The sequence below is a fragment of the Murinocardiopsis flavida genome, from assembly GCF_003014485.1.
Lineage (GTDB): Bacteria > Actinomycetota > Actinomycetes > Streptosporangiales > Streptosporangiaceae > Murinocardiopsis > Murinocardiopsis flavida.
The window spans coordinates 1-24043 of record NZ_PYGA01000029.1 but is presented as its reverse complement, the minus strand read 5'-3'; the positions used below and the strand labels follow the sequence as shown (position 1 = coordinate 24043).

At 68.6% G+C, this 24043-nt stretch carries 25 protein-coding genes; 14 read left to right on the top strand and 11 right to left on the bottom strand.

Features of this window, described 5'->3' with window-relative positions; all coding sequences use genetic code 11:
* Positions 1-197: 197 nt before the first annotated feature.
* Positions 198-410 (bottom strand): tetratricopeptide repeat protein, encoded by a 213-nt coding sequence (locus CLV63_RS28780; protein WP_106586394.1) that lies wholly within the window; start codon positions 408-410, stop codon positions 198-200.
* Complete coding sequence (locus CLV63_RS28775) at positions 373-2073, bottom strand: tetratricopeptide repeat protein (protein WP_106586393.1); 1701 nt, start codon at positions 2071-2073, stop codon at positions 373-375. The genes CLV63_RS28780 and CLV63_RS28775 overlap by 38 nt, the downstream gene beginning before the upstream one ends.
* 1078 nt (positions 2074-3151) lie before the next feature.
* Here CLV63_RS28775 and CLV63_RS33335 point away from each other — a divergent pair.
* The 12 genes from CLV63_RS33335 to CLV63_RS33330 all read left to right on the top strand — a co-directional run bounded on the left by CLV63_RS33335 (position 3152) and on the right by CLV63_RS33330 (position 13050).
* Positions 3152-4066 carry a hypothetical protein gene (locus CLV63_RS33335; RefSeq protein WP_146165691.1) on the top strand — a complete coding sequence of 305 codons (915 nt, stop codon included), beginning with the start codon at positions 3152-3154 and terminating at the stop codon, positions 4064-4066.
* Between the two features lie 109 nt (positions 4067-4175).
* Positions 4176-4544 carry an ATP-binding protein gene (locus tag CLV63_RS28765; protein WP_170134365.1) on the top strand — a complete coding sequence of 123 codons (369 nt, stop codon included), beginning with the start codon at positions 4176-4178 and terminating at the stop codon, positions 4542-4544.
* A gap of 122 nt (positions 4545-4666) precedes the next feature.
* The gene (locus CLV63_RS28760; RefSeq protein ID WP_106586390.1) at positions 4667-5509 is read left to right on the top strand and encodes a sigma-70 family RNA polymerase sigma factor; all 843 of its coding nucleotides are present in this window, start codon (positions 4667-4669) and stop codon (positions 5507-5509) included.
* Positions 5510-5515: 6 nt separating this feature from the next.
* Positions 5516-6334, top strand: a complete 819-nt coding sequence (locus CLV63_RS28755; RefSeq protein WP_106586389.1) for a protein phosphatase 2C domain-containing protein — start codon at positions 5516-5518, stop codon at positions 6332-6334.
* A 116-nt stretch (positions 6335-6450) separates the two neighbouring features.
* Positions 6451-6870: a plasmid replication, integration and excision activator gene (locus tag CLV63_RS28750; protein ID WP_106586388.1), complete on the top strand. Its 420-nt coding sequence runs from the start codon at positions 6451-6453 to the stop codon at positions 6868-6870.
* Positions 6871-6978: 108 nt separating this feature from the next.
* A complete protein-coding gene (locus CLV63_RS28745; protein ID WP_106586387.1) occupies positions 6979-7233 on the top strand; it encodes a hypothetical protein in 255 nt (84 codons plus the stop codon).
* Positions 7233-8639, top strand: a complete 1407-nt coding sequence (locus tag CLV63_RS28740) for an FtsK/SpoIIIE domain-containing protein (RefSeq protein ID WP_106586386.1) — start codon at positions 7233-7235, stop codon at positions 8637-8639. The genes CLV63_RS28745 and CLV63_RS28740 overlap by 1 nt, the downstream gene beginning before the upstream one ends.
* A complete protein-coding gene (locus CLV63_RS28735) occupies positions 8639-10309 on the top strand; it encodes a replication initiator (protein WP_106586385.1) in 1671 nt (556 codons plus the stop codon). Before CLV63_RS28740 ends, CLV63_RS28735 begins: the two co-directional genes overlap by 1 nt.
* Positions 10309-10533, top strand: a complete 225-nt coding sequence (locus CLV63_RS28730; protein WP_106586439.1) for a helix-turn-helix domain-containing protein — start codon at positions 10309-10311, stop codon at positions 10531-10533. The genes CLV63_RS28735 and CLV63_RS28730 overlap by 1 nt, the downstream gene beginning before the upstream one ends.
* A complete protein-coding gene (locus CLV63_RS28725; RefSeq protein WP_106586384.1) occupies positions 10533-11717 on the top strand; it encodes a tyrosine-type recombinase/integrase in 1185 nt (394 codons plus the stop codon). Before CLV63_RS28730 ends, CLV63_RS28725 begins: the two co-directional genes overlap by 1 nt.
* 503 nt (positions 11718-12220) lie before the next feature.
* Positions 12221-12556, top strand: a complete 336-nt coding sequence (locus tag CLV63_RS28720; RefSeq protein ID WP_211301522.1) for a PadR family transcriptional regulator — start codon at positions 12221-12223, stop codon at positions 12554-12556.
* Positions 12553-13050 carry a hypothetical protein gene (locus CLV63_RS33330; protein ID WP_146165690.1) on the top strand — a complete coding sequence of 166 codons (498 nt, stop codon included), beginning with the start codon at positions 12553-12555 and terminating at the stop codon, positions 13048-13050. Before CLV63_RS28720 ends, CLV63_RS33330 begins: the two co-directional genes overlap by 4 nt.
* A 108-nt stretch (positions 13051-13158) precedes the next feature.
* On the opposite strand, the gene CLV63_RS28715 is transcribed toward CLV63_RS33330, so the two are convergent.
* Positions 13159-13404, bottom strand: coding sequence for a hypothetical protein (locus CLV63_RS28715; RefSeq protein WP_106586383.1), 246 nt, complete (start codon positions 13402-13404; stop codon positions 13159-13161).
* A gap of 963 nt (positions 13405-14367) precedes the next feature.
* On the opposite strand from CLV63_RS28715, the gene CLV63_RS28705 reads away from it, so the two are divergent.
* Positions 14368-14865, top strand: coding sequence for a hypothetical protein (locus CLV63_RS28705; protein WP_146165689.1), 498 nt, complete (start codon positions 14368-14370; stop codon positions 14863-14865).
* Between the two features lie 812 nt (positions 14866-15677).
* Here CLV63_RS28705 and CLV63_RS28700 read toward each other — a convergent pair.
* Positions 15678-16850: a helix-turn-helix domain-containing protein gene (locus CLV63_RS28700; protein ID WP_106586380.1), complete on the bottom strand. Its 1173-nt coding sequence runs from the start codon at positions 16848-16850 to the stop codon at positions 15678-15680.
* On the bottom strand, positions 16837-17637 hold the full coding sequence (locus CLV63_RS28695; RefSeq protein WP_106586379.1) for a hypothetical protein: 801 nt from the start codon (positions 17635-17637) through the stop codon (positions 16837-16839). Before CLV63_RS28695 ends, CLV63_RS28700 begins: the two co-directional genes overlap by 14 nt.
* A gap of 234 nt (positions 17638-17871) precedes the next feature.
* On the opposite strand from CLV63_RS28695, the gene CLV63_RS28690 reads away from it, so the two are divergent.
* A complete protein-coding gene (locus CLV63_RS28690; RefSeq protein WP_211301521.1) occupies positions 17872-19389 on the top strand; it encodes an RNA-guided endonuclease InsQ/TnpB family protein in 1518 nt (505 codons plus the stop codon).
* Between the two features lie 158 nt (positions 19390-19547).
* Here CLV63_RS28690 and CLV63_RS33830 read toward each other — a convergent pair whose 3' ends face one another.
* From CLV63_RS33830 to CLV63_RS28660, 6 genes are all read right to left on the bottom strand, one after another.
* Positions 19548-19685 (bottom strand): hypothetical protein, encoded by a 138-nt coding sequence (locus tag CLV63_RS33830; RefSeq protein ID WP_170134364.1) that lies wholly within the window; start codon positions 19683-19685, stop codon positions 19548-19550.
* A gap of 408 nt (positions 19686-20093) precedes the next feature.
* Positions 20094-20534, bottom strand: coding sequence for a hypothetical protein (locus CLV63_RS28680; RefSeq protein ID WP_106586378.1), 441 nt, complete (start codon positions 20532-20534; stop codon positions 20094-20096).
* Positions 20531-21742, bottom strand: a complete 1212-nt coding sequence (locus tag CLV63_RS28675) for a recombinase family protein (protein WP_106586377.1) — start codon at positions 21740-21742, stop codon at positions 20531-20533. Before CLV63_RS28675 ends, CLV63_RS28680 begins: the two co-directional genes overlap by 4 nt.
* A gap of 6 nt (positions 21743-21748) precedes the next feature.
* A complete protein-coding gene (locus CLV63_RS28670) occupies positions 21749-22006 on the bottom strand; it encodes a hypothetical protein (RefSeq protein ID WP_106586376.1) in 258 nt (85 codons plus the stop codon).
* A 170-nt stretch (positions 22007-22176) separates the two neighbouring features.
* Positions 22177-22431, bottom strand: a complete 255-nt coding sequence (locus CLV63_RS28665; RefSeq protein WP_106586375.1) for a hypothetical protein — start codon at positions 22429-22431, stop codon at positions 22177-22179.
* Positions 22432-22993: 562 nt separating this feature from the next.
* Positions 22994-24043: OmpA family protein (locus CLV63_RS28660; RefSeq protein WP_106586374.1), on the bottom strand; the 1050-nt coding region annotated here is incomplete at its 5' end.

Here is a 24043-nt window from a genome sequence, read left to right as displayed (position 1 = left end):
GGGAGGCGGGCGTTGGCGTTGCGCGGGCGCAGGCAGTGGTGCAGGGCCCGGGTCCGCGCGGGGTGGCGGTGGTGGTCGGCGGGAGGAGCCTGCGATGGACACTCCCGAGGCACTGGCGTGCGCGCTCCTCCACCGCGGCCGGCAACAGCACGGAGGCGATGCTTGCCCAGCGGGTTGCGGAAGAGGTCCCGAGGTGTTCAGTCCTGCCGGTCCCGACCCCCGCCCCATGCCGCCTTCGCCGCTCGAAGCCGCCACTTCACGGCCTCGATGTACTTGCCCCGCCCCTCCAGCAGGAACGCGAGGTTGACCATGGCGCGGGTGTTCCCGCCCTCGGCGATAGCACGCCGGTACAACGCTTCGGCCTCCCCCCGCTCACCCTGACCCTTCAGCAGGAAACCGAGGTTGGTCATGGCGTCGGTGCCGCCGACCTCGGCAATGACGCGCCGGTACCACGTCTCGGCCTCCCCCCCGCTCACCCCGCCCCGCCAGCAGGACACCGAGGTTGTACATAGCGGTCGTGTTCCCGCCCTCGGTGATGGCGCGCCGATACAACTCCTCGGCCGCACCCACCTCACCCCGCTCGTCCAGCAGGGCACCGAGGTTGACCATGGCGGTCGTGCTCGCGCCCTCGGTGATGGCGCGCCGATACAACTCCTCGGCCGCACCCACCTCACCCCGCTCGTCCAGCAGGACACCGAGGTTGACCATGGCGTCGGCGTTCCCGCCCTCGATAGCGCGCCGGTAAAGTGTCTCGGCCGCACCCACCTCCCCCCGATCACGCAGCAGGACACCGAGGCCGATCACGGCCCTGGTGTTCCCGCTCTCGATAGCGCGCCGGTAAAGTGTCTCGGCCGCACCCTCCTCCCCCCGCCCCGCCAGCAGGACACCGAGGCAATACATGGCATAGGTTTCGCCACCCTCGACGGCGCGCCGGAACCAGGATTCGGCCTCATGTTCCTCACCCCGTCCCGCCAGTAGGAGACCGAGGTTGGTCATGGCGCAGGTGTTCCCGTCCTCGGTGATGGCGCGCCGGTAGAGCGCCTCGGCCTCACCCTCTTCTCCCCGATCACGCAGCAGGACACCGAGGTTGATCATGGCGCAGGTGTTCCCGTCCTCGGTGATGGCGCGCCGGTACAACTCCTCGGCCTCACCCTCCTCCCCCTGATCACGCAGCAGGACACCGAGGCTGTTCATGGCGTCGGTGTCGCCGCCTTCGACGGCGCAGCGCAGTCGGGCCTCCTCGTCGTCTTCGGCAGCGGTGGTAGGTCCTTCGTGAGGAGGGGGTGTGGTGCGGCCGGTGAGGAGCATGTCCAGGACCTGGCGTGCGGTGGGACGGTGGGCGGGGTCCTTGGCCGTGCAGGTCAGGACGATGCCCAGCAGGGGGTCGGCGAGGTCCCCGGTCTGCGGCGGCCCGGTGAGGACCTGGTGGATGCGGGCGGCCTGGGTGGGGCCGGGGAACGCCTCCGCGCCGGTCGCGGCGTGGATCATGACCGCGCCCCAGGCGAACAGGTCCGCGGCCGGGCCCAGCGCGGTGCCCTCGACCTGTTCCGGGGCCATGTAGCCCAGGGTTCCGATGCGGGTGGCCGAGGCGGTGCCGGCGTCCAGGGCGCGGGCGATGCCGAAGTCGATCACCCGCGCCCCGTCGGGCCCGAGCAGGATGTTGGCGGGTTTGAGGTCGCGGTGCACCACCCCGGCGGCGTGGATGGCGGCCAGGGCGGTGATGGTCTGCACCGCCAGGCGGTCCAGGTCCCCGCCGGTGCGGGGGCCGTGTTCGCGCACCGCCTGGGCCAGGGTCGGGCCGTCGATGTACTCGGTGGCGATCCAGGGCCGCTCGCCCTCGGCGTCGGCGTCCAGGATCGCGGCGAGGCAGAACCCCTGCACCGTGCGGGCAGTGGCCAGCTCCTGGACGAAGTAGCGGCGCACTTGGGCGTCGTTGGCCAGGTGGGGGTGCAGCAGCTTCACCGCCGCCCGCCGACCCGCAGCGTCCTCGCCCAGGTGGACCGTGCCGAACCCGCCCGCGCCCAACTCCCGCACCAGGCGGAACCCGCCCACCCGCTGCCCCGCTTCTGCCATCGCGACCCTGTCTGTTGCCCGATCTTGGGCACAAACCTAGCCAGAAGCGACCTCTCGAACGCCATCGGCGCCTCTGAGGACTCATGTCATGCGGTGAATCGGCGATGGCAAGTCAGCGTGCAGGCGATCCCGACGAAGGCCCGGAAGTGTGCACCTGAGCGTTCAGCACGGCGATCCAGGCGGCAGCATCCGGCGAGCCGTGCCATGAAGATGATCGCGGCCGGCAGCTCGAGGTCGGATGACTCCAATGGCTGGGGAGCCGTCGCCGGCTCGTCCGGGGTCGTGGGGCTGGATCCCGCCTGTGACCAATCGGCTCCCCGGAACAGCCCAGGGCGGCGAGGAAAAGTCCGCAGCGGCGGCGCGGACGGGGACGTGCGGGGGGCGATCCGGCCCGGTTTCGCGGGGGTGTGAGCCCTCGGTGAGCCTTGGGCATCAAAAAAGCCCTTTCCCTGCGGGTTATATTCGCAGGTCAGGGCTGATTTTGATCATGGAGCGGATGACGGGAATCGAACCCGCGCTATCAGCTTGGGAAGACAACCAGAACGATCCGGCCTGAACTGTGGTTCTCTGACCTGCATCGATACTCGACGATTGCCGCCGATTCCCCGTGATTCCCCGGCATTGACCGCCCCGTATGGCACGTGTGTGGCACGGATTGCCGATCGGCAAAGCATTGGCAGTGATGCGCAAGGCCCAACCGCACGCCGTTCGCACGCAGACCGATCCCGCGCGGGTTCTGGCGCGATCGGTCTTCAGCCGCGCACGTCCTTGATCGCGCCAGGTTCCGTGCGGGCTCCGGGGGTCCAGGGGGCGCGGAGCCCCCTGGTACCACCAGACCTGAACCCAAGGCGAACTCCCCGGCAGGCCGGCCAATCGACCGAGACCAACCGAAGCGTGGTGGCTGGGGCTCAGGACCGGGCGCCAGCCCGCAGCCTGAGCCCCAGCCACCACGCCCGCGACGGCGCGAAGCGCCGTCGCCTTGATCTCATATAGCGAAAATCGGCAAAAATATTTCAACCGAAAGCAAGATGATAGGAGTCTATGTCAAAATGTTTCAACCTAAACCAAGAGGGTGTGCATGGCTGAACAGGTGACGAATCCGAGAGTTATGACTCGGTCCGTCAAGGCACTGGCGGCATCACCATTAATTATTCTGATAGCGTCAGCGGCACGATTAATATTCATATCGAACTACGACACCACAGTAGCGACCTCCATAGCCGCAGCAGGGGGTGTCACAGGAACTCTCGTCGGTACGATTGTCCCCCTCCTCCCCCCATACCTCCCTGTCTTTACGCTAATTCTGGCCTTGTTTCGGCGCTGGGTTTCATTTTGGATATTTCTAGGGGCGACGGCAATCCTCTCACCCGCTTACGCCTCTACAACTGAAGGTTCTAGAGAAGCAGGTAAACAACTTGTCATACTGTGGCGCGATATCTATCTACTCTGGAACTCACAAGGTTTAGATGATTACAGATGGTACTTCACATCCACCTTTTCCAGCGCTACAACGGCTGCACCACTTCTCTACTTTGTTTTATGGTCGATTCTTTCTTTCTTTTTCGCCTACCACGCTCCAAAATTCAATTCCGAGACTGCCGCAATTCGCTTCTTTCTTGCAATACCTCGCCTTCTCGTTGGTATCGTAGTTGCTTATTTTGCAACGTTTTCCGTTTTTTTCGTGCAGCATGTTTTTCGAGTCCCATTCAATGAGGAACATCTGTCCGAAGTGATTCGAGCACCCTGGGTTCCAGCGGAGGAACTAGAACTTAAGTCTGGCGAAACCAGAGTTGGTTACACTATCTCCAACAGGGACGGATGGTTCCTCGTACTGAATGAGTCAGACCGCACCATCGAGTACATAAAGTCAGGCAACGTAAAAAGTAGAAATATTTGCCATCCCGAGGTCAGTTCACCAGAGTTTTCCCCTCCTCTTTTGTCGCTGAAGGACGCAAAAAAGCCTGAGGTAGCCACATGCAGGAATCCAACTTAGAAGTGACTTGATTACCCCCCTAGACGATGGTTATGATTCCTGCTCAAGGTGTATAGCCCTCTAGACGGTGGTGGTTGCGGTGCAACGGTGGTCTCGAGCGTTCCCCGGGTTGCTGCGGGAGGTGTCCTCAGCGCGGGCGTTCGTCGCGCAGGTGTTGGCCGACCGCTCGGTGGCGGACGTGGCGGTGCAGGTGGTCAGCGAGCTGGCCGCGAATGCGGTGCTGCACTCGCGTAGCGATGCGCGTATCCCGTCCTATGTCGTGGCGGTGGAGTGCGATTTTGACCGGGTGCTGATCTCGGTGATGGATGAAGGTTCCAGTGTCCGCGTCCCTCACCAGGTCGCCACCGAGGTGGACGCAGATCGCGAGCATGGCCGGGGGTTGTTCATCGTCTCCGCGCTGTCCAAGGCGTGGGGTGCCGATGAGGTGACGCACGGGCGTGTGGTGTGGGCTGAGCTGGTTGACGACTCGGCTCCATGAGCGGGCCGAAGATGCCGCGCCGTCGGCGTCGTTTGAAGGCGGTGAGTGCGGAGACCGGCGAGGCACTACCCGACGCATTGTCTAGGGTCCTAGACTCATTACGAGTCGACGGAAGAGGACCGATGCCGGGCCAGTTCGAGAAGATCGCGCAGATCGAGGACCCGTTCCTGCTGCTGCGCACGGCCACCGAACGCCTGGCCGAAGCACAGCAGGAAGTGACCGAGCTGGCGCGGCTGCGCCGCCGCCTGATCCAGGAACTCCACGCCCAAGGTTTGTCGTACGCCCAGATCGCGGAGAAGGCCGGGTTGAGCCGGGGGCGTATCCACCAGATCCGCCACACCGGCCCCGCCCCGGAAGGCGCGTTCTTCGGTACCGGCACCGTCACCGTGGCGACCCCGCTGCGCCACGACCCGCAGAAGAACCGGCCGATGCTGTCCTTCGATGACCTGGCCACCGGACAGGGGGTGCAGGAACTCGTCCGGTCCTTCGAGCTGGACGTGGTCGAGGATCACGTGAGCGTCGATGGGCGCATCGACCTCAACCGTCCCAACCTCGTGGTGATCTGCGGCCCGGCGATGTCGGACGCCATGCGCACCGCCTATGCCACCGATCCGGTGTTGCAGTGGGAGAACCCCGAACCACTCTGGTGGCAGCTGCGCGACACCCGCACCGGCACCGCCTACACCTCCGGCAGCGACGCCGAGCCGTGGCGCCCGCATGATGTGGCCTACCTCGGGCGGCTCCCCCGCCCGGACGGCAAGGGCACCTTCCTTGCCCTGGCCGGGATCCACACCCCCGGCTCGCGCGGGGTCGTGCACCTGCTGAACCGCGACCTGTCCAGCCTGTGGGGCCAGGTGGGCACGCACCCCTTCTCGACCCTGGTGGACACCGAGTACGACCCCGAGACCAAGGAACCGGTGGCCACCAAGCTGCTGACCCCGCTGTACCGCCACGACGAAGCCTGACCCGCTGTGCCGTTCCACGCAGCGACCTCCCCCGGCGACCCGGACCGGGACAACGAGGACTTCACCGCGTTCACCACCGATGCCGCCGTCCTCCTCGACGGGGCCGGCACCCCGTCCGGAATCGAGTCCGGGTGCGTTCACGGGGTCGCCTGGTTCACTCGCCGCCTGGGCGGTCTCCTCCTCTCCCACCTGGCCCCGGGCGTTTCACTGGCCGATGCCCTGGCCGAGTCGATCGAGGCGACCGCCGCACTGCATGCCGACACCTGCGACCTGACCAACCAGGACGGCCCTTCGGCCACCGTGGTCATTGTGCGGTTCGTCGGCGATCGGCTCGACTACCTCGTGCTGTCGGATTCCGTTCTCCTCATCGACCGCCGGTACGGCGGAGCCGAAGCCGTCACCGATACCCGGTTGGACGACCTCAAGGCCGAACTCCGAGACACACCGCTGACCTCGGCCCCGGGTACACCCGGATACGACCGTGAACGCGCGAAACGTCGCGACGAGATCCGGGCCTATCGCAACGTGCCCGGCGGGTTCTGGACCGCGGGGGCCGATCCCGGTGCGGCCCGCGAAGCCATCACCGCGACCACGCCCCTGGACGGCATCACCGGGCTGGCCATGCTCAGCGACGGCGCCAGCCGCCCCGCCGACCTCTTCGGCCGCTACACCTGGCGCGCAATCATGGACGTCCTCGCCAAGAACGGCCCTGAGGGTCTGATCCGCCTGGTCCGCACCTTTGAGGACGAGGACCCTGAACAGGTGGAGTATCCGCGCGGGAAGGACCACGACGACGCCACCGCCGTCTACTGGCACACCGACTGAACACCCCTCTAGACAATGGCGCGGATCGAGTGCTACCTTTCTGTCGATACCCCTAGACAGTCAACGGATTGCGGACGCTCGCAACTGTCTAGGGGGCTACACGAAAGGTTGAAGTCATGGCGATTCAGGGTGCGATCCCGGTCGAGTTCTCCACGGTCTTCCCCGCCGGGGCCTACGCGCTGGGTGTGGAAGCCATCACCGACTTCGAGACGAAGAAGCCCCAGCTCGACAAGGACACCGGGCAGCCGCTGTGGGCGGTAGACGTGATCGACGCCGACCCGGAAGCGCGCGGCAAGGCCAAGAGCGTGAAGGTCAAGGTCTCGGCGGATGTGTGCCCGACGCTGCCCGATGAGGTGCCGAACCTGCCGTTTAGGCCGGTGGAGTTCGAGTCCATGGCGGTCGTGGCCTACGTGGACGACAACGGCCGTCGTCCTCGCGTGGCCTACTCCCTGCGCGCCAAGGGCGTCAAGGCTCCCGGCGCCGGTTCTGGCCGCCGCTCGGCCCCTACCGCTGCGAAGGAACCCGCCGCCTCCTGAGCACACGCAAGCGGGGCGGTGATGTGCGCCAACACCTCACCGCCCCCGAACCCCCGTCGAACATTCCGGCCTGCCAGCCAAAGAACACGAACGAGGTGTGCCCAGATTATGTCCCTCGACGAACCGCGCCCTCTTGCCCGTGAGATCTCCGCGTTCCTGACCACCCTGCGCCATCGGACCGAGAACCGCACGCTCGGCGTCCCCCCGGCATCCGGGGATGCCGATGTGCTGGCGTGGAAGTCCTCGCTCCTCGACCGGATCGCCGCGCAGACCGACGACCCCGAAACCCACCAGGTCGCCGCCAACGCCCGAACTCAGCTTGATGCCGCGCGTTCCGCCGAAACCCGTGGGGGTGGACTCTGATGTTCGGCAACGCAGGCTCCGATGTCACCCAGGTCCAGACCTCCACCCGCGTCCCTGCTGAGGCGTTCCGGTTCCGCACGCCCACGATCGAGACGCCGGGCATCTTCGTCGTCATCCGCTGGGTGTACCGGCTCGTGCGCCTGGTCGTCCTGGCCCCGTTCCGATTCCCGGTCTCGGTCGGCCTCATCGTCTCCTCGGCGGTGATCGGGCACACCTTCGGCGCCCTGGTGCTCGCCATCATGTGGTCGGTGGCCGACCTCGGTCTACTCGTGTGGTGGCGGCGCTGGCCGTCCTCGTTCCGCCGCCTGGTCGCTTTGCGGGTGCTGGCCGCGTGGCGGTGGCTCGCCAACTACCAGCGGCACTGGCAACCCGTCCTCGTCGTCGCCGGTCTGGCCGAGTCCTACCAGGAACGCCAATACCTGCCCCGGATCCGCTCGGTCCGCTGCACCGACTGGGCCGACCGGGTGCGCGTGAAGCTCGTTCCGGGCACCAAGCCCGAGGATTTCCAGGTCCGGGTGGATCAGCTCGCGCACGGCTTCGCCGCCCCCTCCTGCCGCGTTCACGTCAACGGTGCTCGGGATGTCACCTTGGAGTTCCCGCGTCGCGACACCCTCGCCGAACCCCTCGACGCGCTGCCCGTCGAATCCCCGGTGGATCTGCGCGCGGTGCCCATGGGGCTGTGTGAAGGCGGGGACCCGTGGACGCTCCGGTTGCACGGGACTCACGTCCTGACCGTGGGGGTGACCGGGGCGGGCAAGGGGTCGGTGATCTGGTCGGCGATCCGCGCCCTGACCCCGGCGGTTACTGACGGGTCGGTGCAGGTGTGGGCGATCGATCCCAAGCGCATGGAACTCTCCTACGGCCGACCGCTGTTCGCGCACTACGCCGACTCGGGCGAATCCGCAGTGGACCTGCTCGAACAGGCCGTGTCCCGCATGCAGGAGAGGGCGACCCGCTACGCCGGGAAGCAGCGCACCCACGTGCCATCAGCAGCGGACCCGTTCATCGTCGTGGTGGTCGATGAAGTCGCGTTTCTGACCGCCTACCACCCGGACCGGGATGTGCGCCGCCGCGCCGAGAACGCGATTGCGACGCTGACCAGTCAAGGCCGCTCGGTCGGCGTCTCCGTACTGGCTGCACTCCAGGATCCGCGCAAGGAGGTGATGAACCTGCGCAACCTCTTCCCCGACAAGATCGCGCTGCGGTTGGACGAAGCTTCACAGGTGGACATGGTCCTCGGCGAAGGGGCCCGCGAACGGGGCGCGAACGCCCACCTCATCGACCCCCACCTTCCCGGCGTCGGCTTCGTGAAGCTGGAAGGATCCCCCGTCCCGGTCCGGGTGCGGGCCGCCTTCGTCTCCGATGACGACATCACCGCCATGGCTCACGAGGGGCGGGGGGACTGATGCCCACTCCGACCGGCAAGAGCACCCGCGCCGAACGCCTGGCCCAACCCCTGGCACGTGAGGTCGCCGAGACCATCGCCGCCGACAAGGGGGTGTGCATCCGGCCGGTGTCCCTGCGGCGCACGGACCTGGGCACCGGGCGTACCGAGATCATCGACGTGCCGTGCGGGAGCACCCTGGAATCGCGCTGCCCAGCGTGCGCGAAACGCAAGCGCTCCATCCGGCGCACGCAGTGCGAAGAGGGCTGGCACCTCACCGACGAGCCGACCGTGGCCCCGGATGAGCCGTCCGAGGTGCAGCGCTCGTGGGTGGAACAGCGAGCCATCATCACCGCCGAACGCGATGCGCTGGCCGCCTCCGGCTGTGCCGGCCCCGACGACCTCGCTGCGCTGGACACCGCGATTGCGGACCTGGACGAGGAGATCACCGCCTCGGGCCTGCGCGGCAAGGCGGCTCCCTCCCCAGCTTCGGAGCCCAAGCTGCGGCGGACCCGCTCGACCCGCCGCCGCCAAGACGCACCCGACCTGCCCAAACGCCCCATGACCCGGAAGACGGTCGGCCAGACCTACGAAGACCCCAACTCGGGCAAGACCTTCCGGCCCTCCCTGTTCCTCACACTCACACTCGACTCCTACGGGCGGGTGCGCTCCGACGGCACACCGGTCGACCCCTCGACGTATGACTACCGGCGGGCTGCCCGCGATGCGCTGCACTTCTCCAAGCTCATCGACCGGTTCGTGCAGAACCTGCGCCGCGTCGCCGGATACGACATCCAGTACTTCGCCGCCGTCGAACCCCAACGCCGCTTGGCCCCGCACCTGCATATGGCCACCCGGGGCACGCTGCCGCGCGCGGAGCTGCGCCAGATCGCCGCCGCGACCTACCACCAGGTGTGGTGGCCTCCGGCCGATCGGGTGGTCTACGACGGGGCGAACCTCCCCGCCTGGGACGCCGACACCGGGGTCTACGCCGACCCGGCCACGGGCGAGGTCCTGCCTACCTGGGATCAGGCGTTGGACGACCTCGACGCCGACCCGGATGCCGAACCTCTGCATGTGGTCCGCTTCGGCCGCCAAGTGGATGCGAAAGGGGTGCTGGCGGGGTCGGAGGATGCCGACCGGTGCGTCCGGTATCTGGCCAAGTACCTGACCAAGGACATCGCCGACTGTCACGCGGTCGAGTCCTCGGCGCAGGAACGGCACGTGGAACGGCTCGTTGAGGCACTGCGGTTCGAACCCTGCTCACCCCGGTGCGCCAACTGGCTCCGCTACGGCGTCCAGCCCCAAGACGCCAAGGAAGGGATGCGGCCCGGGTTCTGCCGCTCCAAGGCCCACCGCCGCGAACACCTCGGCTATGCCGGGCGCCGCGTCCTGGTCTCGCGCAAGTGGTCCGGCAAAACGGTGGCCGACCACAAGGCCGACCGCCTCACCTGGGTACTTCAAACCCTCGGCATCGACCCCGCCAACCCCGAACCCGACACCGATGCCGCATCCCCTGTGGCCATTGCTAGCACCGATACCGCATGGGAGCTGGCACGCCCCACCGATCCCGACGTCCCACCCCGCGAACACCGCCTCTTGCGCGCGGTCGGCGAAGCACTCAAGAGAAGAACCCAACTCGACACGGCACGACAGACCCACCAACCTTCGGCAACCGGTAAGGCGGCGTGATGGCCTCGAATAGAACCCCCGTCGATGGTCGGCTTCTGACCGTGGCAGAGGTGGCCGAACGGCTGAACACGAGCGTGCGTTACCCGCGTCGGCTGATCGAAGAGCGGCGCATCGCCTTCGTGAAGATCGGTCGGCACGTACGTGTACCGGAATCGTCCCTCAACGCCTTCATCGCCTCCGGTGTTGTCGAGCCGGTGACGCTGCGCATGAAGGGGGCCGCGTGATGGCGGGCAACAAGGAGCGGGCATTCGGCAACATCCGCGTGCTGCCGTCCGGGCGCTATCAGGCGCGCTATCGGGGTCCCGATGGACGGCTCCGCGAAGCTCCCACCACGTTCCCGACGAAGAAGGCGGCACAGCGCTGGCTCACGCTCAAAGAGGCAGAGATCGCGCAGGGCGACTGGTTCGACCCGGACGCCGGGGTCATGCTCTTCCGTGAGTACGCGGACGAATGGATGGAACAGCGCGACCTGTCGCCGAAGACCCGGCAGACGTACGAGGTCTTGTTGCGGCTGCACCTGTACCCGACGTTCGCGAACGAGCTGCTGCGCGACATCCGCGAGGCCGACGTCCGGCGCTGGCGCGCGTCCCGCCGCAAGGCCAAGGTCTCGGCAAACATGATCGCCAAGGCGTACCGGCTCATGCGGGCGATCCTGAACACCGCCGTCCGGGACAAGATGATCAGGGAGAACCCCTGTCAGATCGAGGGTGCCGGCCAGGAGTTCAGCGAGGAACGCCCGGTGCTCTCGGTACCCGAGGTGTTCAAGCTGGCCGACGCGATCAAGCCGCGGTACCGGGCGCTCGTTCTGCTCGCGACGTTCGGCAGTCTGCGTTGGGGCGAGTTGGCGGGTCTCCGGCGCGCGCACCTCGACCTCGACGCGCGCACGGTGGCCGTCCGCGAAACCGTCTACGACGTGGGCGAGCTGATCAAGGGCACCCCCAAGTCCAAGGCGGGATACCGAAAGGTCGCGCTTCCGTCGCTGATCATCGATGATCTGAAGCGACACCTCGCCGAGTACTCCCAGGGCGGGCCGCACGGCTTCGTCTTCGTCGGGGTCAAGGGCAACCAGCTCCGGCGGGCGAACTTCACGAAGTACTGGGCCGACGCGTGCAAGGCGGTGGGGCTCCAAGGGGTCCACCTGCACGACCTTCGGCACACCGGGAACACCTTCGCCGCCGAAGCCGGGGCGTCGCTCCGGGAGCTGATGAACCGCATGGGCCACTCCAGCACGCGGGCCGCGTTGATCTACCTGCACGCTCGGGACGATCGGGCTCGCGAACTGGCGGACCTCCTCGGTGAACGGGCGTCCGAGGAACTTCGGCGCTCGCGCGAGACACCGGACGACGCATCCGAGAACGGGGACGACGACGGCGACGACCCGCCGCCCATGGCCGTCCGGCGCGGGTAGTCACGGTCCGTGGCTGTGGCACGTGTATGGCACGGCGCCTGGTCACAACCCCGGAAACGACGAAGGCCCAGGTTCGGGATTTACTCCCTGACCTGGGCCTTTGTGCTGTGGAGCGGATGACGGGAATCGAACCCGCGCACTACGCCCGACTGACCTGCGCAAACACGCTATGACCTGGGGCTGCAATCCGGGTTCTGCCGAGTTGCACTGGATTGCACCGCCTTTATCCGGATCGGTGAGCCCTGGAGGGCTCACCGAGCGACGTGCGACGCCCGCCCGACGAGTCTTCTTTCGGCACAGACCGCACAGTAAGCGGTCCCTGACTAGGTCGATCGGGCCGTATTGCTGCTCCTCGTAGGAGCGATGAGGACGCACGACCCACCCTGCGTTCACAGCCTCGAGGGGATGCACTCGTTTGCACATGCTCGCCCGCCGTCAAGTGCAGGCGGGCCCGAAGCCCTCAGTGGACTGACACCGCCAGCACCCTATGTAGAGTTGGCACCATGCACGATGTGAAGATCACCATCACCGTGGCTAAGGTCCTGAAAGCATTCCTTGAAGACGCATCAGCCCCGCGCTACGGCTTCGACCTCATGCGCGATACGCAACTTGCCAGCGGCACCCTATACCCGATACTCGCCCGCCTTGAGAAAGCAGAGTGGCTCACCAGCGAGTTTGAGGACATCGACGAGGAAGCCGAGGGGCGACCGGCCAGGCGCTTCTATACGATCACCGCCAACGGTGCTTCATCGGCCCGTATCGGCCTTGCCGAACTCCACGCACAGATATGGCCTGGCGCCCGGAGGTTCCGACTCGGCCACCAGGAAGGCACCGCATGATTGCCGTGGTCGGTGCAATTGTCGGCGCCCTGGCGCTAACGATCCTCTCGGACATGATCAGCAAGGAAGCCCGGACGCGGCTTGACCAAATCCCCCAGGCCCTGGTCAAGCTCGCGGCACGACGCCTCCCTGCGAACGTCCGCCGCGACGACGAGCGCGCATGGCTCGCCGACCTCCACGAATTCCTCCACGGCGACGCCGCAACCCCCATAACCCGCCTCACCAAAGGGACCTACTTCGCCGCCTGCCTCTTCTGGGGCGCCCATCAAATCACAGAAATAGAAAAGAACACTCCAGGCACACGAGCAACACCAGCAGAAATTGAATCGAATAGAATCAAACACATTCTAATAATTGATGAATTGGCTCACATTGCAAACCAAATAGTCGATTTGGAAAACCAACCACCAACCATATTCGGTTCCGACGACATAACGCCTGACACCAGGACGAATCAGGTGGTGCGGCGCCAACCGGAACTCCCCAAAGAATGAATATTTCATAATTCCGATGACTCCACAGAGAAGCACCAGAAGATATTGCCAACCCATTATTTTATGATGTATAGCATCCGGATATTCGAGGAATGGATTTCGGAAACTTCATGCGCCGCGGGTTGCTAACCATTGCACCGTGGTGGTGACATTGGTGGTGGTGCGCACGACGCCGACGGTCGCTAAGTGGGGCGTGACCTCGGCGGCGTGGACATCGGCGACCGTGGTGCCGGTGGTTAGTGCGGTGCAGAACACGTACGTTGGCCCGGCGCCGGCCAGTGGCCCGTAGGTGATGGGTGCGGTTTGGAGGGTGCCTGAGGCGCCGGAGGCGTGGACGACGTCGACGGTGTCCATTGCCATCGACCCGCTGGCCAGCGCCCCGGTGACCGCGAGGTCGCCGCGAACCTGGGCGGACGGTGCTTCGCCAATGGATCCGACAATGAGGTAGGTAGTTCAGACAGGCAGGAGCACCACCCGGCCGCCGGGGGGCGACCAGTAGGGAGGCAGCACCGGGTATCCCTTGCCGGTGAATGTCGATTTGCCCTCGGGTTGGCTCCTCGTAGGAACGCTGCCGGGTCGAATGCGGGGTCGATCGTGGCCAGGCGTAGCCTGCGAGCCGCCGAGGAGTTCTTCTCCTTGGTATGGGTGTAGGCGGCAATTGTCTGGAGAAACCGCAGCGAGTCGGTGCTCATGCCCGTGCCCCAGGTTCGGGCACTGGCAGTGGGTAATCGCCGTCGTCGAACACCCCGACCAGGTCGTTGACCGGGTTGTCGCAGGGTCCGCACACCACCCAGTAGAGGCCGTTCGCGTTCTCGTGCAGCACCACCTCGGCACGGACGTCTTCAGCCGTACAACCGGGGGTGGTGCAGGTCGCCAGCGCGTTGACGCTTGGCCTGGCGGTCAGGTCTTCGGGAAACTCCTGCTCGGCGCGTGGCTTGGCGGCTTCGTCCGTCAGCCTGTGCGGAGGGACGGGTCTGTCTGCGGGCGCGGGAATCCCGAGGACGGGACGTTGGCCCGGGTGACCGGGAAGGCCGAGCTATTCAGGCGCCGGTCACGTTCGACCGTGGCGCCCGGCACTGTCTGCACAAGTCGGGTTTGAACTGGCGGGCACTGGCGTTGTTGAGCGCGCGCCACCCGTCGATCCGGGCGGCCGCCCGCGCGTCGGAGGCCGTACGGGTCACCCCGTGCTCGTGGGTGTGCCGGCGCCCGCATTCGGAGCACACCAGCGCATAGACCCACCCGAGGCCGTCTCGGGACCGGTGCGTCGCCACGGAACTCCTCCATCCTTGAATCGAACTGGCGTTCTATTGTTGCACCGTGGCCAGTGGAGACAGGAGGGACACCGAGCGGGTGGAGCACACCTGGGCGTCCGACCCCGCGCTCGTGCGCCACCGCGAGGTCTGGGTCCGCCTCGATGGGCGCTGGCGTGCCAGGGTCCTCACCACGCAGCGCCGCACCCGCGCCGGGGAGTGGCAGGTCCACATCACCCGCATCGACACCGGCACCGCGGGCATCTACCGCTACGACCCCGCGACCATCACGCGGCGCCCACCGGACGCGATCCCGGTGGACCGCCGCCGCGCCCCGCCGATGACCGTCCCGCCGCGCCACCCCGCCTGCTGGGTGCGCTACCGGGCCCAATGGGCGCCCGCCGCCGTCCTCGCATGGGGGCGGACGCCGGTGGGATGGGTGGTCCTCACCCATGTCAATGCGCCGGATGCGGTGTGGCCGGTGCGTGTGGCCTGGCATTACGACCCGCGCAGCATCCGGCCCAACCGCGGCAGGCCGCCGCCGGGCGGTGGTGGTGCACCGTGACCGGTCTCGGCCGCAGTAGAAGGAAACGCGCCCGCGAGTCGCGACGCGCCTGGTCGAACTGGTGAACACAGAGGACGAGCCCTGGCGCGGGTTGCCCGTCACCGATCGGCGGTGCCCACCCGCGAGGGGATCCCGCGCGGCACGGTGCCCCCGGCGCCGGTCCGGTGCGCAGGCGCGGGCGCGCTCCCTCGGCGCGCCAACCCACAGTTAGGGGGTCGGCGCGGGGCGGACGGGCCTCGTCGCGGCGATCGCGGTCAACGGCGTCGACGTTCGGGGGCACGACCGCATCGCCTCCACCGGCGGGACGGGCCGGGGGATTCGGTGTGCTTGTCCACAGGCGCGGCATCCGGGTGGCGCACACCCGGGCCCTCGGGCGAGTCTGGATCCGGGCCGGCAGTTCGCGGCCAGGACCCCGCACGGGGTACAACCACGCTGTGCCCGGCAGCACGCCTGCCGGGCACAGCACATTACCTGCGCGCCATCGGACCCTCGGTGCAGGCTTAGGGGCCGAGATCGGTCAGAACGCGGCCCGCTTCGCCCGGCACCGCCACGACGCGACGCTGGGTATCGGCGGGGCCACGGGCGCACAGCGGTCCGGCCTGTGGCACCGGGACCGGGCCGCTCACCCACTCGGGGTGAGCCGCCCCGCCGCGGGATTGTTGTCTGAACGACCGCCAGCCGGGCACGGGTCGCCCTGTCCGGCGCCCCGCTGGTGGTCGGAGCTGGCTCGATGGTTCGCCCCCGTGTTGTCTGCTGTCGGCCCGGGTCTGGCCGCCCCGTGGAGGCGACAGCGGCTCCGGGGCGACCGTGCCTCAGACGAGTCGCAGGACCGGTCGGGTGTCGGCCACTCCCAGCAAGTCGAGGACGCGCTGCGGTTTCCACGCGAGTTCGGCCGCCAACCGTCGAAGGCTCGTCCCGGTCGTGGACGTGGCCAGGTCGAATGCCTGGCGCAGCATCACGGGCTGCTCGCCGGGGTAGCCGCTGACCGGCTCGGGGCGAAACCCCGGGGTGACCGAGAGCCGGTGCAGGCGCTGGTAAGCGCGGCTCGCGGTGGCATCGGAGATCCGGTCGAGTTCGCGGCACCGGTAGATCAGCGATTTCACCGACACCCCCCAGGTGCGCTGGAGTCCCGCCAGCCGGGTGAAGTCCATCCGGCGCGGCAGCAGGTCGGCGATGCTGGCGCGGGGGGTGAGGAACTCCGCGGCGAAGGCGTCGGCCTCGCGCTCCTGGCGGTGGTCGCCGGGGGCGATGTCGGCGTGCAGGATGAGGTGGCCGAGTTCGTGGGCGGCGGTGAAGCGGTGCCGGTAGACGTCGTCGGCGCGGTTGGCGGTGAGCACGACCAGGGGGCGCGGCAGCCGGCAGGTGGAGAACGCGTCCACGCTCGGCGCGGTCGGGTCGGCCTCGGCCGGGGCGATCACGACGATGCCGTGGGCCTCCATCCGCCGTACCAGGTGGGTGACCGGTCCGGTGCCCAGGCTCCAGTGCCTGCGCAGCGCCGCGGCGGCCGCGGCCGGGTCGGTGGGCAGGTCGGTGCCGGGGTGGATCTCGCCGCCGCTGAACCCGGGCAGGTCGACCGGGGGCAGTTGGACGTGCTTCTCCAGGGCGTAGGTCAGCTCCCAGATCTGGCCGACGTAGCTGGCGGCGCGGTCGCGGTGGAAGCTGCGGGTCGAGCGCAGGCTCCGGAAGTAGGCCATGGAGGCGTCCAGCTTGCCGTGCGGGCGCCCGGCCAGGAAGAACACGATCGGCACGTCGAAGAGGTCGGCCAGTTTCGGGATGAGGTCGGCGCGGGGCCGGGTGCTTCCGGTCTCGTACTGGCCCACGGCGGCCGGGCTCACGCCGATGTGCTCGGCGACCTCCTTCTTGGTCAGGGTCGTGAGCTGGCGCGCTTGGGTCAGCCGCGCCGGATCGAAGGCATCGGCGACCGCGCGCGGTGTGGAGGCGGCGGGGTGCGTGCCGGGAAGGTGTGGGTGGTCAGTCCTGGTCATCGTCCTGGGACTTCGGTTCCATCGGTTCGATCTCGGACACGGGCGGAACTTCGAGCTGCCGATCGCCGTCGCGGCGCGGGGAAAGCGCGACCTCGGGCAGGTCTCCGGCATCGAAGCGGTCCCCGACTGTTCCCGCGGGGGCCGCATCCCGCAGCGCCTCACGCACGATGGTGTCAGCGGGTCGGACCGGCAGTTGCTCGGGGACACTCTTCCATTCCAGGGCACCGGTGTCATCGAGCAAGGCCGCCTCTCCCCACCACGCCTGTAGGAGGCCGGAGAGGTTCATGGTGTAGGGCACGAGCACGAGCCGGGTGTTTTCCGGCAGGCTGGCCAGCGACGGGCTCCGCTCGACCTCCGGCTCGGCTTCGAACGCTTCGAAGGGGTCCTGGACCCACTGCGCCGGGAGGGCGAAGGTGAAGAGTTCCTTGACGATGCCCGACATCGTGCGCTTGGGCCACGCGGAGTTCGGCGCGGTCTGCGCGGCCGCTCCGTCGCAGTAGGGCAGGAACAGGGCGTCGCCGACCACGACCAGTTCATAGAAGGCCCGGTCCGGGCGCACGGTGAACGTGTCGGGCAGCCCCAGGGCCATGACCTTCTCGGTGAGGCGCTCGTGCTGGTTGGTCATCCGCGCCTGTCCGGAAGCGAATCTCGTCTTCGAGCGCGCGCTGCCCTGGGTGTTCAGTACGGCGTCCTGCATGTCGCTGAGCCCGTCGCCCAGCGCTCTGGCCAGAGCGGCGGCGTTCTCGCCGAAGCGCGCGGTACTCCACTCAGCGGGGGGTATCTTCACGGCCGCACACTCCCAGGGACCACAAGCACTTCACCGACGCTCACTATCATACGCATCACACTTCATCAGCGAGCATGACTCTTGCATTCGGGCTTTCGCGGTGTGGAGGGAAGTCAAGGCGGGGCGCGGGCCGGTGGGCCGCCGGGGCGCGGTTTTGTCGGTACCGGCTCCTAAGGTCACCTCCAAGCAGATGGGCGGCGGAGGGCACCGCGATGCGGGCGGGAGGTGAGCGGGATGGCGACGGTACTGCGCGCCTTCAAGTTCGCGCTCGACCCGACTGCGGACCAGCGCACTAAGCTGAAGCGGTACGCGGGAGCCGCACGAAGGGGCTACAACTTCGCGCTGGGGATGAAGATCCAGGCCCACCAGCAGTGGCGCGAGCGCGTCGACGCACTCGTGGCCGAGAGGATGGAGGAGTCGGAGGCCCGCCGGCACTGCGGTATCGCGATCCCGCGCAAGCCCGCGGTGTACAAGGAGTTCATCGCCACGCGGGGCGACGACCGGACGGGCGAGGACGGAATCGCCCCCTGGCATCACCAGATCCCGAGCTACTGCTTCCAGTCGGCGTTCAACGATGCTGACCAGGCGTGGAAGAACTGGTTGGACTCGCTCACCGGCAAGCGCGCCGGCCGCCGCGTGGGCTACCCCCGGTTCAAGTCCAAGCACCGTTCCCGGGATTCCTTCCGGCTGCACAACAAGAAGGGCGCCACGCCCATGCTGCGGCTGGAGGGCTACCGCCGGCTGAATCTGCACACGAAGTTGGGATCGGTGCGGCTGCACGACTCCGGCAAGCGGATGCACCGCCTAGTCGCCTCGGGTGCGGCCGTGGTGAAGTCGGTGACGGTCTCGCGCGGGGGGTCGCGCTGGTACGCCAGCGTGCTGTGCGAGGTGGAGACCGATCTGCCCGCGCCCACGCGGCGCCAGCGCCGCAACGGCCGCGTCGGCGTCGACCTGGGGACCCATCACCTCGCGGCCCTGTCGAAGCCGGTCGAGGGCGCGGTACTGATCGATAACCCGCGCCATGTGCGCGCCGCTGCTAAACGCCTGGCCAAAGCCCAGCGGGCACTGGCGCGAACGGAGAAGGGCTCGGCGCGGCGGAAGAAGGCCGCGGTCCGGGTGGGGCGCTTGTACCACGCGGTCGCCTTGAAGCGCGCGACGACCCTGCACGCCCTGTCCAAGCGGCTCGTGACCACGTTTGCGTGTGTGGCGGTGGAGGATCTGAATGTCGGCGGGATGACCCGGTCGGCGCGCGGAACGGTCGAGGCCCCGGGGTCCAACGTGGCGGCCAAGGCCGGGCTGAACCGCTCCCTTCTGGACGCGGCCCTGGCCGAGTTGCGGCGCCAGCTCGATTACAAGACTTCCTGGTACGGGTCCCGGTTGGCGGTTGTCGACCGCTGGTTCCCCTCCAGCAAGACCTGCTCGGCATGCGGATGGCGACACCCAAGCCAAACGCTCGCTGATCGGGTGTTCGTCTGCGCGGAGTGCGGGATGCGGGTCGACCGCGATCTCAATGCCGCGCGTAATATTGCCGCTCACGCGGAACCGGTGCCGGGACCCGGCACGGTCGCCCCTGGTAGGGGGGAGACCATAAACGCCCGCGGAGGTCGTGGAAGTCCTGCTGCCCTTCGGGGCAGCAGGCGGCGACCGGTGAACCGGGAAGACGCCGGCCTGATCGGGCCGGCGCCACCTCGGCGGAGTAATCCGCCGACGTCCTCAGCACGTAGGCCACAAGACGATAACGGCTCCGAGTAGTCGCAGGTCGGGCAGTGTGCGGCCCACGTGCGCGCGGGACGACCCCTGCTCGACAAGCGGTTCGAGGACCTGTTCGAGTGCGGCCCACGTGCGCGCGGGACGACCGATTGCGCACCTCTTGGGCACCCGGTTTCCGTGCTCTCGGGGCCGTGCGAGGTTCAGCGGAGCTTGCGGAACCTATTGCCCGGCACCTCGGAGCCGATGAGATCGCCGCGATTCAGCAGCACCCGTACGCCGACCGCGGCCAGCCGATCGTCGGCAAGCTCGTTGATCGGAGACGGCAGCCGCATGTCCATCGGAGGTTCCTTCGAGCCACGCATGAGTGGGATTCCGTCGGTCGCTTCCACCCCGCACCGATGTCCCGGTTCAGAGGTGCGGACGGGAGGATAGCCCGTGCCGTCGCCGCCGGTCTACTGGGGTGCTTGCAAAGGGTGAACCCCGGCGAGCTGATCGGGCAGGCCAGCTCGCCGGGGGCCGGTGGCGGAGGAGGCGTCTGGGGCGCCATCCCGACGCGCCCTGGTGTCGTGCCCAGCCCGGCCGACCGGGCGGTTCACCCCCGCATGCGCGGGGCCTGTCCGGGAGGGGGCGGTCCTGACCGCTGGCGCGGGCCCATCCCCGCGTGCGCGGGGAGCACGGTCCTGCGGTTGTGCGCGGGAGCCACGAGAGGGCTTCATCCCCGAACTGTCGGGGAGCATGCTGCGACCCTACGCCGACCGCGGCTCGCCCACGACCGGTTCGCTTACCGGAGCCTTCGCATCGTCCACCTCCTCCTGCGATTCCCGGCGGGCCAGGGCCCGCGCGCGGTGCTGCGGGACCCCGACCGACCGCGCCACATCCGGCCACGTCACACCCTGCGACCTCAGCTTGCGCACCGCAGCGGTTTGCGCGTGCGCTGCTGCGGACCGCGTTTGCGCCACGGCGTCCAGCTCGGCCGAGACCGGGACCACCTCGACGGTGATCTCTTCGGGCGCCGTGTCGAGCGCCAGGGCCGCAGCGTCGGCGACCAGCCCGGCGATCTCGGTCAGGGTGCGCCCGTGCGTGTGCACTCCGAGGTCGGAGGCGGTGGCGTACCACCGGCGGCCCTGTCGGTGCGCCGTGCACACCACCGCGCGCTCGTGCGGCGTCTCGACTCCCTGGCCCGTCATGCGGCCGCCCTCAGGTGGCTGATGACCTGTTCGGCGGTGGCGTCGTCAAGGGCGCCGCGCCGCACCACGAACTGGTGCGGGCCTACCCCGTAGACGACGTGGCGGTCGTTGGAGCGGATGACCTGCACGCCCATGCCCTGCGCGGAGGCGGCGTCGCGGACCCGCGCCATGCCGTCCCGGCGGCTCGCGCGCATCTGCGCGGTGATCGTCTGGGCCTCCGCCCATTCCTCGATGGTGAGGACCGCGGGGTGGGTGGGGTGCGGCGACCAGATCCACTCCTCGATCGGGCGCAGACGGGTGCCGCGTGCGGTCTTGCGCCCCCACACCTGGTGCCCGGTGAGCTTGGGGTTGGCCAGCAGCCCGGCCACCCTCTGGTGGGTCCACTGGGTGTCGATGGGGTGGGCGCCCGGGTCGGACGCGAACAGGTTCACGATCTCGGCGTCTGCGGCGCGCTCGGCGCGCCGCAGACGGGACATCTCCACCATGGTGTCGAACCGGCGCGGGTCCGGGTGCAGGGCCAGGCGCCGCTTGGGGCGGCGCAGGAACCGGTCGGCGCGGACCGGGGCGTCGGGGTCGATGCGGGTGATGTAGGGGTAGGGCGGGGTGCCGTGGTTGTAGCCCTGCACGGCGTGCTGGATCTGCCCGCGCTCCGACATCTCCCCCATGGTGACCTTGAAAACTTCGGCCTCGACCTGGCCGCCCCGCCGCATCCGCAGGTGCCCGGAACTCAACCGCCCTCGACTGGATTCGATCGTGGGTTCGTTGGCGTAGACGAGCTCGGCGCCCGCCTCGGCCAGGAGGTCCTCGACGGTGAGCACCGCGAGCATGTCGCGGGCGCACCGGTCGCTGCGCTCGCAGAGGACCCGGGTGATGTGCCCGGCCCGGGCAGCCTCAAGAAGCTCGGTCAAGCCTCCGTCGCGGGGCAGCGGGACCCCGAGCTGCCGGTAGAACGCTTCGTCTCCCAGAGAGCGCTTGTCCAGTCCGAGGTATCCGGACTCGACGTCCCAATAGTGCCCGGCGAAGGCCTCACCGTCGTCGAGCCGGGGGCGGCATGTCGCGGCCTGACCGGGGATGGAGCTGCACGGGTCCTGGTTGTCCTTGGTGCTGACGCGGCCGAGGAACACCGTGATGTGGGGGGTGCGCACGTCGGTGCGGGCGAACCCGGGCAGCGAGGTGAGGTCGATCGGCGGGGGGAAGCCGGACGGCATGGGGCGTTAGCTTTCCTTGGGAGGGCGCCCGCGTCGCCGGCGGTTGCGCCACCACGGGTCGAACTCGCTCGGCAGCCACCTCAGGTTCCTGACCGCGCCCGGGTTGACCGGTTGCGGGGGCGGCTCGTTCCGGTCGGGCTCCTCGCTGTGGCGGGCCGCGGCGGTGTCGAGGGCGCGTTTGACGGTCGATTCGGAGACGCCGTGCCGACGCGCGAGCTCCGCGCGGGTCTCGGGCCACCCGCCCTTGGGAACGGAGGTGCTCATGCCGCTTATCGTGGCATGACCACTCGCCCGAGCGCGGGTGGCGCTCAGGGTGGGGAGACGGCGCGGGCGCCGGCGGCGATGGGGTCCCTAGTGCCTTGCGATGCGGTGTACCACTCCTTTCCTTCGATCGCGGTCGGTGTCTCGGACGGGCGCGTGCCCGGGCCCCGGCTCTACGTGCTCGCGGTGGGGGTCCCGGTTGCGGTGTCTGTGCTCTGGCCGCTGGAGGCGATGCCCGCTGCGCCGGGGCCGGTGGCGCGGTGCACGGCGGCACCGCGGCCGGTGCGGGCCGGGGCCCGTTCGCGGAGCCGCTGCGCCTCGAACCAGCGGTGCAGGCGAGCGGCTCTGTGCTCGCGCACCTGATCGGCGCGCCCTGCCCTGGGGGTGGCGGGTGCGCCGACGAGCGCCGAGGTCGTGCTGCGGTGCATCGGGACTCTCCTATGGGTGGGCCCGCCCTCGGGTGGGCGTGTGGCGTGGTGTCGCCAGTGTGCCCGACCACCCCTTTAATTCGCAAGTTAACTTGCGAATTAAAGGGGTGGTCGGGTCTGCGCGATACGCCCGGCCGCGGACACGTGGGCGGCCCCCGCCCATCTGGGCTCGCGTCCGGTGGGCGGGGCGCCTCCGATGCCGCAGGCACCGCAGGGCGCCGTCCCCGGCGCGTACGCCGGGGACGGCGCCGATTCACGTCAGGTTCGGCACGCCGTGCCGGGGATGCCGCTCACTCGCGGACGGATGCGGTGCGTGCGGCCACGGTGCCGACCACCTTGTCGTGCAGGGTCTGGCCGCGGGTGCGTTGCAGAGGTGCGGCTCTGGGCCGTACATGGCGTACCCAACCGTCGGGGGAAGCGCTGGATCGTGCCGGGGCGGGAGCGCACGGAGCCCGGTCCGGGCGGCATCGGCGGTGGGCCCGCGGCCGACGTGCCCCCCGGGCAGCGGACCGGGGCGCCGGCCCGGACCGTGCAAGGAGCCCGCGGTACCGCGGCGCGGGTGCTAGTCGATGGCGACGCCCTTCATGGCGGGCAGGCGGTCGCCGGTGACGTCCACGGTCGTGACGTTCTCCGGCACGATCATCAGGTTGGTGAACTCACCGGTGGACTCCCCGGGTCGGAGGTAGCTGTCGATGTCGCTGCACGCGCAGGCGAGCAGGGCGTCGGACTCGCCCTTGGGCACATAGCCGGCGGTGCCGTACTCGCGTTCGGTGGCGGGGTCGCGCAGGGACAGGCCCGAGGGCGGTGTGAGCATGTAGGTCCAGGGGTCGGCGGTGTCGACGGGGGTCCAGTCGCCGATCTCCTCGGAATCGTCGTTGGTCACGGTGTAGGTGAGCATGACGACCTCACCGGCCAGGCGCCGCAGGCCCGTGAGCCGCACGGTGGCCTTCTCGTCCTCGGCGGTCTTCGCGCTGAACTCCGTGGCGGGCGCGCCCGTCGCACCCGATCCGGCGCCCGGTGAGGGGGCCGAGTCGGGCTTGGCGTCCTGGGGGATGGTGACGGTGACCCTGCGGTTGCGCAGGCGGCCCTCCTCGGTGTCGTTGGAGGCGATGGGCTCGGCCGCACCGTGTCCGGTCGCGGTGAAGTCGACCTCGGCGTCGATCAGGTCCTCCAGCGCGGTGCGCACCGCTTCGGCGCGCTTGTCCGAGAGGGGCTTGTTGACGGCGTCGTCGCCGGTGCTGTCGGTGTGTCCGGCGATGTCGACCTTGGTGACTCCGTAACTCTCGATCTCGGCGGCGGCCTCGGCGAGGATGTCGTCGGCCTTGCCGGTCAGGGTGGACTCGTCGGTGTCGAATAGGACGTCGGCGTTCAGGTTGATGTTGGTGCCCGCGGCGTTCTCGACGATGTCGTCCTCGGGTGAGGTGGTGTGGCCGGTGAGGTCCCACGGGTGCGGTTTCGCGCCGTTGTCCAGGGCGGTGTCGGGGTCTTCGACGCCGAGCGCGTCCAGGTCGGGTGTGCCGGGGCTGATGGGCACGTCGATGAAGAGGCCGGACATCGCGGTGTAGAGGGTGGCGTGGCTCGCCTCGGCCGCGGGGGCGGGCATCGCCGCGGC